This window comes from Methylosinus sp. Sm6 (genome assembly GCF_019802345.1).
Lineage (GTDB): Bacteria > Pseudomonadota > Alphaproteobacteria > Rhizobiales > Beijerinckiaceae > Methylosinus.
In genome coordinates this window covers 70,560-83,357 of the sequence record NZ_JAINDZ010000003.1, presented here as the reverse complement: position 1 = coordinate 83,357, position 12,798 = coordinate 70,560, and the positions used below count along the sequence as shown (strand labels likewise).

Below are 12,798 nucleotides of genomic sequence, written 5' to 3'. Positions count from 1 at the left end.
GAAAAATCGCGCCCCTGCGGCGCCGCCGGACCACAGCGATGACCGATCACGCTTCCCCTCTTCCCGTCGCCGCGACCCGCATCGCCGCCCTGCCCGGCGAGCCGAGCGCCGACATTCAATCTCTGATGGCGCATTTCGCGCGCCGGCTCGGAGAGCAAGGCGCGCGCGTCGCCGGCGTGACTCAGACGCGGATCGTCGACCCCGCCACCGGACGCAGCCGCATCGCTCTGCGCGACGTCGGCAATGGCGCGCTCGCCGCGATCTCTCAGGATCTCGGGCCGGGCTCCGTCGCCTGCAATCTCGATTCGGGCGAGCTGGCGCAGGCCTGCGCCGCCATCGAGCGCGCCGCCGCCGGCGGGCTCGACCTCGCGGTCATCAGCAAGTTCAGCAAGCAGGAGGCCGCGCGCGGCGGCTTCGCCGACGCCTTCCGCGCCGCCATCGCCGCCAAGGTCCCGGTCGTCACCGCAGTCTCTCCTCATTATCTCGACGAGTGGCGCGAGTTCGCCGGACCGCTCGCGCAATTCGTCGAGCCCAGCGATGCCGCGCTGGAAAATTGGTGGCGGCGCCTCGGCGCGATCCCGTCGTATGGGACCAACGCGCCGATCTGACAGCCCGGAGAAAGCTATGCAGAAATCCGTCGTCGTGACCGTGTCGCACCAGCTCGGCGTCGAGGTCGCCCGCAAGCGGGTGGCGGAGGGCATAGAGCAGCTGCGCACGGCCTATGTCGAGAAGATCGCCCATTCCGAAATCGTGTGGATCGGCGATCGGGCCGATCTGAAGCTCGTCGCCTTCGGCCAGACGACGACGGCGCGCATCGACGTGCAGACGAACCAGCTGCGCATAGAGGTGTTCCTGCCCTGGATCATCGCGGCGCTCGGCGGGCGCGTTCAGTCGATTTTGGCTGCGAGCGCGGAGAGCGCGCTGCGCATCGAGCACAAGCCGAAGAGCTGAGCGCTTCTATCCGCGGGCGGCGTCGCGCCGACGATAGTGCTGCACGCGCGTCGCGCGCAGCCCGGGCAGGCCGTGCCGATCGATGAATCCGCGCCAGGCGTCGAATTCGTCGACCGTCAGCGCATAGCGCCGGCAGGCCTCCTCCAGCGACAAGCGGCCATCGCGCACCGCCTGCACCACCTCCGCCTTGCGGCGGATCACCCACCGCGTCGACGGCGAGGGCAGCGTCGCTGCCGAAATCGCAAAATCCCGTGTGCCGGCGTCTTCGGCGCCGGCCGGAGGAAACGTCGTCATGCCGCCCATCCGCGCCTTCGCTCCGCATGACATCGCGGAGCCCTGTCGGCTCGGGATCATTTTCGTCAAAGGTGAACAAAGGATTAAGCGAGGACAAACGCTTAACTACGACTTCACCGCCGCGCCCCGGCTGCCGCGCGATCGGCTAGGATGATCGTCGACGCACAGGAAAGGCCCCGCTCATGATGAAGCACACGCTGATCGCCGCGACGCTGACGGCGATTTTCGCCGCCTCTTCAGCCGCTGCGAATGACGAGCTCGGCGCCGGCGGCGCGCCGGCCAGCCCCGGCTATTCAGAGCCGCAGGACCGCGCTCCGCCCATGCCGGAGCGACGCCGTCACAGAGAGCGACGCCGCTATCACGGCGCCGACTACCTTCCCGGCTATGGCCCGCCCGGCCGCGCGATCGACGACGCTTATTCGCTCGGCGAGTGGAACTATGGCCAGCCGCCGCAGGAGGCCCCGGCGCCCTCGCCGCGCGGGCTGCACAATGGTCTCTGGTATTACTGAGCCGCGGCCGATCCGCGCGACATGCGCGCGATCGCCGCGCCGACGATCTCCAGCGCGATGGCGAGCAGCGCCTCGGCGTCATTGGGCTTGACGAACACCTTGTCCGCGCCGGCGCGCATCGCCTCCTCGTGGATCGCGGGCGCGGTCGAGGTCGTCAGCACAAAGACCGGAAGATCCTTGAGCAGCAGCGAGCGGCGCAGCGACTTCAGAAATTTGACGCCGTCGAGCCGCGGCATGTTGAGATCGAGCACCAGCACATCCGGAAGCTTGTCCGTGATCTCCTCGCGCGAGACCAGGAAGATCGCGTCGAGGCCATTGTCCACCTGCTCGCATTCGATTTCGCGATCGAGAATGGAGCGCGCCGAGTCCAGCGCGCGCTTGAACAGGAACACGTCATCCTGGTCGTCCTCGATGATCAAAACCCGACAAGCGCGTTCCTTCGTCTCGACAGGGGGCATCGCAATCACCATCTCCTAGGCGTGCTCGTCCCTTCGCGAAGAAAAACGAACGCCCTCGGGCCGTTATCGAGCGCGAAGGGTCCGCGCGGCAAGGGGTGCGAGGATGAGTTTCGACAGCATAGGCGACGATCAGTTTCGCCTCGCGGTGGAATCGGCGCCGGCGGCGATGATCGTCAGCGACGCCGGCGGTGTGATCGTGTTCGTCAACGCCGAGACCGAGCGAATGTTCGGCTATGGTAGCGGCGAACTGATTGGAAAGTCCATCGATATTCTCGCGCCTGCGCACATGCGCGCCGCGCATGCATCGCTGCGTCACAGCTTTCTCTCGGCGCCGAGCAAGCGCCCGATGGGCGTCGGCCGGGATCTGAAGGCGGCGCGCCGCGACGGCAGCGAATTCCCGGTCGAGATCGGCTTGACGCCGATCGACACGGAGAGCGGCCTCGTGGTGCTGGCGACGGTGCTCGACATTACCGCGCGGCGCGCGGCCGAAAGCGCGCTGTCGCAGCGCGCGGCGGAGCTCGAGCGCGCCAATGAGCGCCTCGCGCAATTCGCTTATGTGGCCTCGCACGACCTGCAGGAGCCCTTGCGCAAGATCGCCGCCTTTTCCGATATACTCGAGCATGCGATCGCCGCGTCCAACGAGACCGACATGAGCTACGCCAACAGGGTCATGCGCAGCTCGGCGCTGCGGGCGCGCGAGCTCATCGACGATCTGCTCACCTATTCGCGCGCGATCAACGATGTGCAAAATCTGCAGAGGCTCGATCTCCGCGAGGAAATCGAGCGCGCGCTCGACGATCTCTCCGAGTCGATCGCCGAGGCGCGCGCGACCGTCACGGTCGAGGCGCCGCATGCGGCCTTCGAGGCGGATCGCTCGCAATTCGTGCGGCTGACGCAGAGCATCGTGTCCAACGCGCTCAAATATCGCAAGGAAGACGAGCCGCCGCACGTGCGCATCTACACAAGGTCACAGGAGCCGGGCCTCATCGTGCTCGGCTTTTCCGACAATGGCATCGGCTTCGAGAGCAAATATGAGCACATCGTCTTCGAGCCGTTCAAGCGCCTGCACCCGCGGGGCCGCTACCCCGGCACCGGAATCGGCCTCGCGATCTGCAAATCCATCGCCGAGCGGCACGGGTGGAAGCTGTCGGTCGCGTCGCAGCCGGGGGTGGGATCGACGTTCTATGTGACTATTCCTCTGAGCGAGTAGCGAATAGCAAATAGAACGAGTAATGCTCACTACTCACTATTCGCTATTCGCTATTCGCTTCCAACCGACGAGGTCCCCATGATCGACCTGCACTACTGGCCTACCCCCAACGGCCACAAGATCACGATTTTTCTCGAGGAAGCCGGGCTCGACTATCGCATCGTCCCGGTCGATATCGGCAAGGGCGAGCAGTTCCGGCCCGAATTTCTCGCCATCTCGCCCAACAACCGGATGCCAGCGATCGTCGACCATGCACCCGCCGACGGCGGCGCGCCGCTTTCCGTGTTCGAATCCGGGGCGATCCTCGTCTATCTCGCCGAAAAGACCGGCTGCTTCCTGCCGAAGGACCCGCGCGGGCGCATCGCCACGCTCGAATGGCTGTTCTGGCAGGTCGGCGGCCTGGGGCCGATGGCCGGGCAGACCCATCATTTCCGCAATTACGCCCCCGAGAAGATCCCTTACGCGATCGACCGCTACGTCAATGAGACCAACCGGCTCTATGGCGTGCTGGACCGTCGGCTCCAGGGCCGCGACTTCCTCGCCGACGATTATTCGATCGCCGACATGGCCGCTTTTCCCTGGATCGTTCCGTTCGAGCAGCAAGGGCAGAAGCTCGAGGATTTTCCCGATCTGAAGCGCTGGTTCGACGCCATTTACGCGCGGCCGGCCGTCGCGCGCGCCTATGCGGAGGGTGAGGCCTATCGCCGGCCTTCGGCCTCGGGCTTCACCGAGGCGGAGCGCAAAATCCTGTTCGGCCAGACCGCGGCGAGCTTGCGGCGCGGCGAGTGAACGTCACTCGCCATTCTTCGCCGCGGCGGCGAGGCGGCGCTTCTTGCGCCGCCAGGACACGAAGAAGATGCAGGCCACGATGAGATTTGCGCCGATCATCGCCTTGTCGGACCAGGTCAGATAACCCCAGATCGTCTGAATCGTCGACACCACTTCCTCCTCTCCGAGCGCTTCGCCGCGCTATTTTCATTGTTCTTCTTTGCCGCAACACGGCGCGTGAGACTACGCCCAACCGCGGCGCGGATAAAGGCCCGCTCATCCGGCGCGCAGCAGCCTGACCGCTTCGTCGCGCTCGAACAGATAGAGCAGGATGCGCAGCGCCTCGCCGCGCGGGCTCGCCAGCTCCGGGTCGCGTCGCAGGATCAGCTCGGCGTCGTCGCGGGCGATGGCGAGCAGCCGCGCATGGGCCGAAATATCGGCGAGGCGAAAGCCCGGCAGGCCCGATTGGCGCGAGCCGAGGATTTCCCCCTCCCCGCGCAGGCGCAAATCTTCCTCGGCGATGCGGAAGCCGTCCTCGGTCTGGCGCAGCGTGACGAGGCGCGCCTTGGCCGTCTCGCCGAGCGGACCCTTGTAGAGCAGCAGGCAGGAGGATTTGCCGGAGCCGCGCCCGACGCGCCCGCGCAGCTGATGCAATTGCGCGAGGCCGAAGCGCTCGGCGTGCTCGATCACCATCACCGTCGCCTCGGGCACGTCGACGCCGACCTCGATCACCGTGGTGGCGACGAGGATGCGCGTCGCGCCGTCCTTGAACGCCTCCATGGCGGCGTCGCGCTCGGCGCCCTTCATGCGGCCGTGAACGAGGCCGACGATGGCGCCGAAGATGCGGGTGAGATCGTCGTGGCGGTCCTGTGCGGCGGCGAGGTCCAGCTCCTCGTTCTCCTCGACCAGCGGGCACACCCAATAGACGCGCGCGCCCGAGGCGAGCGCCCGCCGCACGCCCTCCACCACATCGCCGATGCGCGAGACCGGCAGCGCGCGCGTGTCGACGGCCGAGCGGCCGGGCGGCTTCTCGTCGAGGACGGAGCTGTCCATGTCGCCGAAATAGGTGAGCGCCAGCGAGCGCGGAATGGGCGTCGCGGTCATCACCAGAACATCCGCCGCCTCGCCCTTGGCGCCGAGCGCGAGGCGCTGCTGCACGCCGAAACGGTGCTGCTCGTCGATGACGGCGAGGCCGAGATCGGCGAAGGCGAGATCATTCTGCGCCAGCGAATGCGTGCCGACGACGACATCGACCTCGCCGCGCGCGATCGTCTCGTGCAGCCGCGCGCGTTCCGACGGCTTGGCGCGGCCGGTGAGCAGCGCCAGGCGCAGGCCGGCGCCCTCGGCCAGCGGCAGCAGGCGGTCGTAGTGCTGGCGCGCCAAAATCTCCGTCGGCGCCATCAGCGCCGCCTGCCGTCCGCATTCGACGACGCTGGCCATGGCGAGCAGAGCCACGATCGTCTTGCCCGAGCCGACGTCGCCTTGCAGCAGGCGCAGCATGCGCCGCGGCGAGCCGAGATCGGCGCGGATTTCGTCGAGCGCGCGCTTTTGCGCGCCGGTCAGGGCATAGGGAAGCGCCGCCTCGATCGCCCGAGAAAAACGACCGTCGCCGGCGTTCTCGCGACCCGGTAGACGCTTCATTTTCGCGCGCAGGAGACGCAGCGCCAGCTGCTGCGACAGCAGCTCGTCGAGCGCGAGGCGTTGGCGCGCCTTGCTCATGGGCTCGACGTCGGCGCGCGATTTCGGATGATGCGCCTCCAGCAGCGCGGCGCGGAAATCGGGGAGCTTATTGGCCGCGAGCACCGACGGGTCCTGCCATTCCGGCAGCTGCGGCAGCCGTTCCAGCGCCCCCTCGACGGCGCGCTGCACGAAGCGCTCCTGCAGCCCCTCGGTGAGGCCATGGACCGCTTCGGCCGGCGGCAACTTGGCGATCCCCGCCTCGTCGAGCACGCGGTCGGGATGCACGATCTGCCGGCGCCCGTCATAGAGCTCGAGCTTGCCCGACACCCAGCGCGTCGCGCCGATGGGCAGGCTGCGCTCGATCCAATCGGCGTTGGCGAGGAAGAAGATCAGCTGGCAATCGCCGGTGTCGTCCTCGACCAGCACCTTATACGGCGCCTTGGCGTAGCGGCCCTGCGGCTTGCGATGCTCGGCGACGCGCACCTTCAGCACGACGATCTGGTCATAGGGCGCCTCGGCGATGGTCGGGCGCAGGCTGCGGTCGAGTAGATTGATCGGCAGATGGAAGAGAATATCGACGAGGCGCGTCTCCTTGCCCGGCGTGGCGAGCAGCCGGTCGAACAGCTTGGCGGTCTTCGGGCCGATCCCCGGCAGGGCGGCGGCGCGGCCGAACAGCGGATCGAGAATGGAGGGGCGCATGACGCGCCTTTTCCTCTATCGCAGGCGGTTTGTCATGCCTCGCGTGACCGCCGCCCAGTCGAGGGTCGCTTCGGCGGCGCCTTTCCTCTATCCATCCTGTGGCGCGCGACCTGCTGGTGGCCTGCGTCATCAAAACCGAATGCTCTCGAGAGCGAGCCTGAAGGCTCGCGGTCCAAGCGCGGCCCTGGACCGCGAGCCTTCAGGCTCGCTCTTTCAGCCCTGTCAAATCGGCTGAATCACGCCACTAAGGCGGCCCGCAACCGAGGAGGACAAGTGACTCACGGCGTCGACCTGCTGACCACCATCGCCGCCGCTCTCGGCCTCGCGCTCGTCATGGGCCTGGCGGCGTCCCGGCTGCGGCTGTCGCCGCTCGTCGGCTATCTGATCGCCGGCATGATGCTCGGCCCGGCGACGCCCGGCTTCGTGGCCGATGTCGCCCTCGCCGACCAGCTCGCCGAGATCGGAATCATACTTCTGATGTTCGGCGTCGGCCTGCATCTCTCGCTCGACGATCTCTTGTCCGTCCGCCGCGTCGCCGCCCCCGGCGCGCTGGCGCAGATGGCCATTGCGACGGCGCTCGGCGTCGGCCTCGCCACCGCCTGGGGCTGGAGCTTCGGCTCGGCTCTGGTGCTCGGCCTCTCGCTCTCCTGCGCCTCGACGGTCGTGCTGCTGCGCGCGCTCGAGGAGCGCGGCGAGCTGGAGACGATCGACGGCCGCATCGCCGTCGGCTGGCTGGTCGTCGAGGATCTCGCCACCGTGCTGCTGCTCGTGCTGCTGCCGGTGTTCGCGGAGATGCTCGGCGCGACAAATGGCGCCGAGGTCGATCTCTGGCCGGTGATCGGCATGACCCTCGCCAAGGTCGTCGCCTTTCTCGTGCTGATGCTGGTGATCGGGCGGCGCCTGTTCCCGCGGCTGCTGTTCTGGGTGGCGGGCTCGCAATCGCGCGAATTGTTCACGCTCTGCGTCGTCGCCACGGCGATCGGCGTCGCCTACGCCTCGGCCAAGCTGTTCGATGTCTCCTTCGCGCTCGGCGCCTTCTTCGCCGGCATGATGATGCGCGAATCGGAGTTCAGCCACCGCGCCGCCGATCAAACGCTGCCGCTGCGCGACGCCTTCTCGGTGCTGTTCTTCGTCTCGGTGGGGATGGCTTTCGATCCCCGCGCCTTCATCGACGAGCCGTTCCGCGTGCTCGGCGTGCTCGGCATCGTGATGATCGGCAAGACGATCGCCGCGATCGGCCTCACCCTGCTCTTCCGCTATCCTCTGAACACGGCGCTGACGGTCGGCGCGAGCCTCGCGCAGATCGGCGAATTCTCCTTCATCCTCGCCGGACTCGGCGTCTCTCTCGGCCTGCTCTCGCCGGAGGGGCGCAATCTCGTCCTCGCCGGCGCGCTCGTCTCCATCGCGCTCAATTCTCTCCTCTTCGAGGCGATCGAGCCGCTGCGCGCCCGGCTCGGGGCGCGCGCTCTGCGCGCCGATCCGCTCGCCGAGCTGCCCGCGAGCATCGATGATGCGCGCCTCGAGGGACAGATCGTGCTGGTCGGCTACGGCCGCGTCGGCGGCCGCATCGGCGAGGCTCTGCTGGAATGGGGCGTCCCCTTCGTCGTCATCGAGCAGAACCGCGAGCTGGTCGAGGCGCTGCGCGCGCGCGACATTCCGGCGGTGTGCGGCGACGCCTCCGAGCCCGCGTCGCTGGTCCAGGCGCATATCGCGCAGGCGAGCGAGCTGATCGTCGCCGCGACGCCCGACAGCTGCGATCTGCGGAAGATGATCGACGCCGCCCGTCGCGCCAATCCGCTGCTGCGGGTCGCGCTGCGCGCCCGCGACGAGGCGGAGGCGGAACTGCTCGAGGGCGAGAAGATCGGCCGCGTGTTCATGCCGGAGAGAGAGCTCGCGCTCGGCATACTGAACTATCTGCACGAACGCTTCGACAAGAAGGCGTGAAAAAGCGCCTATTCGATCTCGACGTCGAAGCTCGGCGCGCCGGCGGCGCCGCGGAAAGCGTAATGCCACCATTCGGTCGGCAGATTTTCAAAGCCGTGGCGGCGCATCAGCGCCTCGAGCGTGCGACGATGCGCGCGCGCCGCTTCGCTCACATCCTGGCTCGCGGTCCAGGAACGCTCGTCGAAATAATCGAAAGGCGTGCCGAAGTCCCAGCCGAGAACGCCGAGGTCCACGGCGAGGCCGGTCGAATGGGTGGATTTCTCGGCGATATAGCCGCGCGCGAACAGATCGCGCTTGTTCTCGTGAGGATAATATTGCGCCTTCATGCGCTCGTCCGGGCTCTCGGCCCAATCGATGAAGGCAGCGACGGCGCGACGCGGACGGTAGCAGTCATAGACGATCAGCTCGAAGCCCTTCGTCCTCGCCTCCGCTTGCGCGGCGACGAGCGCCTGCGCAGCGTCCTCGCGCAGCCAGCATTGCGGCGCCTTGTAGCCGGGCACGGGACGGCCGGTGAAATTATCCGTCCCCGCATAGCGCATGTCCTGCAGGATTTGCGGCGCTATATCGGCGAGCCGCACGAAGCCGGGCGGAAGCGTGGCGGCGGCGGCCGAACAGGCGACGCAGGCGCTCGCGGCGGCGACGATGTCGCGGGTGGATTTGGAGGTCATGCGACGCGGTCCCCTGTTGACGGCGGCTCGCCGGAGCCGCAGTCTTAGCCCCGAAGCCAGAACGGATCAAAGGCGCTCGCCCATGCTCATTCGCGATGAAACGCCCGACGATCATCGGGCCATCCACGGCGTCGTGGACGCCGCTTTCGCGCACATGCCCTACAGCAACCAAAAGGAGGGCGATCTCGTCGACGCGCTACGCGGGGCCGGCGCGCTCACGCTGTCGCTCGTCGCCGAGGAAGCGGGCGAGATTCTCGGTCATGTCGCGGTCTCGCCGGTCACGATCGACGGCGCCGCGCTCGGCTGGTTCGGGCTCGGCCCGCTCGCCGTCCTGCCCGCTCGCCAGCGCCAGGGCGTCGGCTCGGCCTTGATCGAGGCCGCCCTGTCGAGGCTGCGCGCGGCGGGCGCCGCCGGCTGCGTCGTCTTCGGCGAGCCGGCCTTCTACGGGCGCTTCGGCTTCGCAAAATTCGACGGGCTCTGCTTCGCCGGCGGCCCGCCGGAGCTGTTCCTGGGGCTGTCCTTCGGTCCGGAGACGCCGCGCGGCTCGGTCGACTATCACCCATCGTTCGCGCTGGTCGGCTGAAGGCGGTTATAACCGCCGCAGCAGCACCACGCGATTGGTGTTGGTGCCCTTGGCGTTGTTGCCGACGCCCCAGCAATTGCTGGTCTTGGTGAAATTCTGGCTGTTCACGAGCACGAATAGCCGCTCGAACGGCAGCCCCTCCGCCGCGCGCCAGACGAGGCGCTCCAGCAGCACCTTGCCGCCGCGCACCTCGCCGACCTCGAAGGCGACATGGCCGCCCGGCGCGACGATGCGGGCGAATTCCGCGAGGCAGGCGCGCGCCATGCGCTCCCATTCCGCCTCGCTGCGATGGTTGGAGATGCGCATTCCGCCGGGGTCGACCCCGGCGAACCAGTTGCGCAGCCAATTGTCGCTCGCATAATGAACCACATCGAGAAAAGGCGGCGAGGTGACGACGAGCCGAACCTCGCCCTCGCGAAGGAAAGGCGCGCGCCAGGCGTCGGAGGTCGCGAGCAGCGCGGGCGGATGCGGCGGCGGCGCGCCGTCGGCGAGCAGCGCGCGCGATTTGCGCAGGATCAGCGCGGCGACGTCGCGCGGCGGCGGCGTCTGCCGGCGCTTTTCGTTGATCCTGGCCTGCGCCTCGACCGAGACCGCCTGGTTCGGCGGCAGCGAATAGACCGAGAAGAACCCCGGCGAATGTCCGGTGAGGCGGTTGATCGCGACCATCCGAATCCAATCGTCGATCGGATCAGGCGCGGCGCCAGCGGCGCCTTCGATCAGGTGGCGGCGCAGCGCGCAGAGCCGCCGCAACGTGTCAGGATGATAGAAGACGAGCAGGTCCTCGCGCTCGATCTCGCCTTTATCCCAGGGGATTTCCGAAAGGCGCCGCTCGATGGCGTCGAGGCCGGGCGGCGCGAGGCGCGGGCGCGTCAACAGGATCGAGAGCGGATTGACGTCGGCGCCGACCGGCCGCCGCCCCTGCAAAGCGGCCTGCACCGGCGTTGTGCCGCGCCCCATGAAGGGATCGAAGACAGCGTCGCCGGGCGTCGTCAGCCGCGAGATGAAAAACTCCGGCAGCTGGGGCTTGAAGCAGGCGCGATAGCTGATCTCGTGGATCGAATGCGCCTGCCGCTGCGCCGAGGTCCAGAACTCGTTGACGAGATAGGCGACGCCCTCCTCCTCCATTCGCCGCGTCGGCGCGCCGAAGGCGTCGAAGGCGAGAAGCTGCGCTTCGAGCGCGCAGCCCGCGAGCGCGCTGGCTTTCATCTCGTCAAGAGAAGCGATGCCGATACGAAGGACCTTCATTCGATTGATTACAGCCCTCAGCGCCGTCGCCGCATCACGACAGATGGACACGAGCAGCGGACCTTCTCCCACGAATGGGAGAAGGAGCGCCTATCAGGTAGCCTGTCGATCGGGACGCCGCAAAGCGATCCGCTCGTCTCTGGGTCATCGGGTGAAGGACTATAGCCCGATCACCCTCATCCTGAGGAGCCCGCGAAGCGGGCGTCTCGAAGGATGGCAATGGGGAGACGCCTTTGATTTCGCCTCGCGGCCGTCCTTCGAGACGCCGCCTGCGGCGGCTCCTCAGGACGAGGGGTAGGGTTTTATCCTTCGCCCGATAGCCCCGTCGTCTCTCCTCTCGCCCATCCTTCCTCGGTCTCGCCGATGAAATCCGCGAGCCGCCCCTCCTCGATCGCGCGGCGCAGACCGGCCATCAGCTCCTGATAATAGGCGACATTGATTTCGGTCAGCAGCATCATGCCGAGAATCTCTCCCGCCTTCATCAGATGATGCAGATAGGCGCGCGAATAGACGCGCGCCGATTCGCAGGAGGAGTCCGCGTCCAGCGGCGCCGGATCATCGGCGTGGCGGGCGTTGCGCAGGTTCACGCGGCCGAAGCGCGTATAGGCGAGGCCGTGGCGGCCGGCGCGCGTCGGCATCACGCAGTCGAACATGTCGACGCCGCGGGCGACGGATTGCAGGATGTCGTCCGGCGTGCCGACGCCCATCAGATAGCGCGGCTTGCCCTCGGGCAGATGCGGCATGACCGTCTCCAGCATCGCCAGCATCACCTCCTGCGGCTCGCCGACGGCGAGGCCGCCTATGGCGAGGCCGTGGAAATCCATGGCCGCCAGCGCCTGCGCGCTCTCGACGCGCAGCGCAGGCGAGTCGGCGCCCTGCACGATGCCGAAGATCGCCTTGCCCTTCTGCTCGCCGAAGGCGGCGCGCGAGCGCTCGGCCCAGCGCAGCGACAGCCGCATGGCGCGCTCGGCCTCCGCCTCCGAGCACGGCAGTCGCACGCATTCGTCGAGCTGCATGTGAATGTCGGAATCGAGCAGGCGCTGAATCTCCATCGAGCGCTCGGGCGTCAGCAGATGGCGCGAGCCGTCGATATGAGACTGAAAGGCGACGCCCTGCTCGTCGAGCTTGCGCAGCTTGGCCAGCGACATCACCTGGAAGCCGCCGGAATCGGTGAGGATCGGATGCGGCCAATTCATGAAGCGATGCAGGCCGCCGAGCGCCGCGACGCGCTCCGCGCCGGGGCGCAGCATCAGGTGATAGACATTGCCGAGCACGATATCGGCGCCCGTCGCGCGCACGTCCTGCGGAAACATCGCCTTGACTGTCGCCGCCGTTCCCACCGGCATGAAGGCGGGCGTGCGGATCTCTCCGCGCGGCGTCGAGACGAGGCCGCGCCGCGCGGCGCCGTCCGTCGCGAGGAGGCGAAAAGAAAATTGCTCGCTCATGCGTCTCCCGTTCCGCTCTTCTCGCCGATTTCGCTCTTGGCGCCGAGCGTGGCGACCTTGACGATCTCATAGAGGCCGCAGTCGCATTCGTTCCAGTGAACGGTGAAGCGCTCGCCGACGCGCATCACGGCTCGGCGCACATCTGTCCGCCAGTTGTCGCGCGCGCCAGCGCCGAAGTCGATGGCGCCGTCGCGCCGCAGCACGAAAGGCCGGAATTTTCCGCCGTCGAGATCGCAAGCGCCGAAGCTGTCCCAATGCGAGACGATGCGGCGGCTCGCGGCGTCGATGCGCAGATCGAAGGTCAGCGGCGATTCGGTGCGATCGTCGCGCCACAAGGCGAGCAT

Annotated in this window: 15 protein-coding genes; 7 read left to right on the top strand and 8 right to left on the bottom strand. The window is 67.7% G+C overall.

Annotation, left to right across the window (positions count from 1 at the left end):
- The first annotated feature begins 38 nt into the window (after positions 1-38).
- A complete protein-coding gene (locus tag K3F48_RS03235) occupies positions 39-608 on the top strand; it encodes a DUF2478 domain-containing protein (protein ID WP_222573969.1) in 570 nt (189 codons plus the stop codon).
- 16 nt (positions 609-624) lie between these two features.
- Positions 625-951, top strand: coding sequence for a polyhydroxyalkanoic acid system family protein (locus K3F48_RS03230; protein WP_222573968.1), 327 nt, complete (start codon positions 625-627; stop codon positions 949-951).
- Positions 952-957: 6 nt separating this feature from the next.
- On the opposite strand, the gene K3F48_RS03225 is transcribed toward K3F48_RS03230, so the two are convergent.
- A complete protein-coding gene (locus K3F48_RS03225) occupies positions 958-1,245 on the bottom strand; it encodes a DUF1153 domain-containing protein (protein ID WP_222573967.1) in 288 nt (95 codons plus the stop codon).
- A 182-nt stretch (positions 1,246-1,427) separates the two neighbouring features.
- Here K3F48_RS03225 and K3F48_RS03220 point away from each other — a divergent pair, with 182 nt between their 5' ends.
- Positions 1,428-1,754 (top strand): hypothetical protein, encoded by a 327-nt coding sequence (locus K3F48_RS03220; RefSeq protein ID WP_222573966.1) that lies wholly within the window; start codon positions 1,428-1,430, stop codon positions 1,752-1,754.
- Here K3F48_RS03220 and K3F48_RS03215 read toward each other — a convergent pair.
- On the bottom strand, positions 1,748-2,212 hold the full coding sequence (locus K3F48_RS03215) for a response regulator (RefSeq protein ID WP_222573965.1): 465 nt from the start codon (positions 2,210-2,212) through the stop codon (positions 1,748-1,750). The genes K3F48_RS03220 and K3F48_RS03215 overlap by 7 nt on opposite strands.
- 103 nt (positions 2,213-2,315) lie before the next feature.
- Between K3F48_RS03215 and K3F48_RS03210 the strand changes: the two genes are divergently transcribed.
- A complete protein-coding gene (locus K3F48_RS03210; protein WP_222573964.1) occupies positions 2,316-3,422 on the top strand; it encodes a PAS domain S-box protein in 1,107 nt (368 codons plus the stop codon).
- Between the two features lie 78 nt (positions 3,423-3,500).
- Positions 3,501-4,211: a glutathione S-transferase N-terminal domain-containing protein gene (locus tag K3F48_RS03205; protein WP_222573963.1), complete on the top strand. Its 711-nt coding sequence runs from the start codon at positions 3,501-3,503 to the stop codon at positions 4,209-4,211.
- A gap of 3 nt (positions 4,212-4,214) precedes the next feature.
- Here the strand turns inward: K3F48_RS03205 and K3F48_RS03200 are convergent, their stop codons facing one another.
- Positions 4,215-4,361, bottom strand: a complete 147-nt coding sequence (locus K3F48_RS03200; RefSeq protein ID WP_222573962.1) for a hypothetical protein — start codon at positions 4,359-4,361, stop codon at positions 4,215-4,217.
- A 105-nt stretch (positions 4,362-4,466) separates the two neighbouring features.
- Positions 4,467-6,569 carry an ATP-dependent DNA helicase RecG gene (gene recG / locus K3F48_RS03195; protein WP_222573961.1) on the bottom strand — a complete coding sequence of 701 codons (2,103 nt, stop codon included), beginning with the start codon at positions 6,567-6,569 and terminating at the stop codon, positions 4,467-4,469.
- A 273-nt stretch (positions 6,570-6,842) separates the two neighbouring features.
- Here recG and K3F48_RS03190 point away from each other — a divergent pair, with 273 nt between their 5' ends.
- Positions 6,843-8,513 carry a cation:proton antiporter gene (locus tag K3F48_RS03190; RefSeq protein WP_222573960.1) on the top strand — a complete coding sequence of 557 codons (1,671 nt, stop codon included), beginning with the start codon at positions 6,843-6,845 and terminating at the stop codon, positions 8,511-8,513.
- 8 nt (positions 8,514-8,521) lie between these two features.
- Here the strand turns inward: K3F48_RS03190 and K3F48_RS03185 are convergent, their stop codons facing one another.
- A complete protein-coding gene (locus K3F48_RS03185; RefSeq protein WP_222573959.1) occupies positions 8,522-9,181 on the bottom strand; it encodes a M15 family metallopeptidase in 660 nt (219 codons plus the stop codon).
- Positions 9,182-9,263: 82 nt separating this feature from the next.
- Between K3F48_RS03185 and K3F48_RS03180 the strand changes: the two genes are divergently transcribed.
- Positions 9,264-9,764, top strand: coding sequence for a GNAT family N-acetyltransferase (locus K3F48_RS03180; RefSeq protein ID WP_222573958.1), 501 nt, complete (start codon positions 9,264-9,266; stop codon positions 9,762-9,764).
- 6 nt (positions 9,765-9,770) lie between these two features.
- Here K3F48_RS03180 and K3F48_RS03175 read toward each other — a convergent pair whose 3' ends face one another.
- The 3 genes from K3F48_RS03175 to K3F48_RS03165 form a co-directional block, all read right to left on the bottom strand.
- Positions 9,771-10,970, bottom strand: coding sequence for a DNA methyltransferase (locus K3F48_RS03175; RefSeq protein ID WP_222573957.1), 1,200 nt, complete (start codon positions 10,968-10,970; stop codon positions 9,771-9,773).
- Between the two features lie 341 nt (positions 10,971-11,311).
- On the bottom strand, positions 11,312-12,454 hold the full coding sequence (tgt, locus tag K3F48_RS03170) for a tRNA guanosine(34) transglycosylase Tgt (RefSeq protein WP_222573956.1): 1,143 nt from the start codon (positions 12,452-12,454) through the stop codon (positions 11,312-11,314).
- Positions 12,451-12,798, bottom strand: coding sequence for a hypothetical protein (locus K3F48_RS03165; protein ID WP_255608102.1), 348 nt, complete (start codon positions 12,796-12,798; stop codon positions 12,451-12,453). Before K3F48_RS03165 ends, tgt begins: the two co-directional genes overlap by 4 nt.

Bases quoted from the DNA above. Each gene is read 5' to 3' on its own strand.
- K3F48_RS03235 (WP_222573969.1), top strand. From the start codon at position 39: ATGACCGATCACGCTTCCCCTCTTCCCGTCGCCGCGACCCGCATCGCC.
- K3F48_RS03230 (WP_222573968.1), top strand. From the start codon at position 625: ATGCAGAAATCCGTCGTCGTGACCGTGTCGCACCAGCTCGGCGTCGAG.
- K3F48_RS03225 (WP_222573967.1), bottom strand. From the start codon at position 1,245: ATGACGACGTTTCCTCCGGCCGGCGCCGAAGACGCCGGCACACGGGAT.
- K3F48_RS03220 (WP_222573966.1), top strand. From the start codon at position 1,428: ATGATGAAGCACACGCTGATCGCCGCGACGCTGACGGCGATTTTCGCC.
- K3F48_RS03215 (WP_222573965.1), bottom strand. From the start codon at position 2,212: ATGCCCCCTGTCGAGACGAAGGAACGCGCTTGTCGGGTTTTGATCATC.
- K3F48_RS03210 (WP_222573964.1), top strand. From the start codon at position 2,316: ATGAGTTTCGACAGCATAGGCGACGATCAGTTTCGCCTCGCGGTGGAA.
- K3F48_RS03205 (WP_222573963.1), top strand. From the start codon at position 3,501: ATGATCGACCTGCACTACTGGCCTACCCCCAACGGCCACAAGATCACG.
- recG (WP_222573961.1), bottom strand. From the start codon at position 6,569: ATGCGCCCCTCCATTCTCGATCCGCTGTTCGGCCGCGCCGCCGCCCTG.
- K3F48_RS03185 (WP_222573959.1), bottom strand. From the start codon at position 9,181: ATGACCTCCAAATCCACCCGCGACATCGTCGCCGCCGCGAGCGCCTGC.
- K3F48_RS03180 (WP_222573958.1), top strand. From the start codon at position 9,264: ATGCTCATTCGCGATGAAACGCCCGACGATCATCGGGCCATCCACGGC.
- K3F48_RS03175 (WP_222573957.1), bottom strand. From the start codon at position 10,970: ATGAAAGCCAGCGCGCTCGCGGGCTGCGCGCTCGAAGCGCAGCTTCTC.
- tgt (WP_222573956.1), bottom strand. From the start codon at position 12,454: ATGAGCGAGCAATTTTCTTTTCGCCTCCTCGCGACGGACGGCGCCGCG.
- K3F48_RS03165 (WP_255608102.1), bottom strand. From the start codon at position 12,798: ATGCTCGCCTTGTGGCGCGACGATCGCACCGAATCGCCGCTGACCTTC.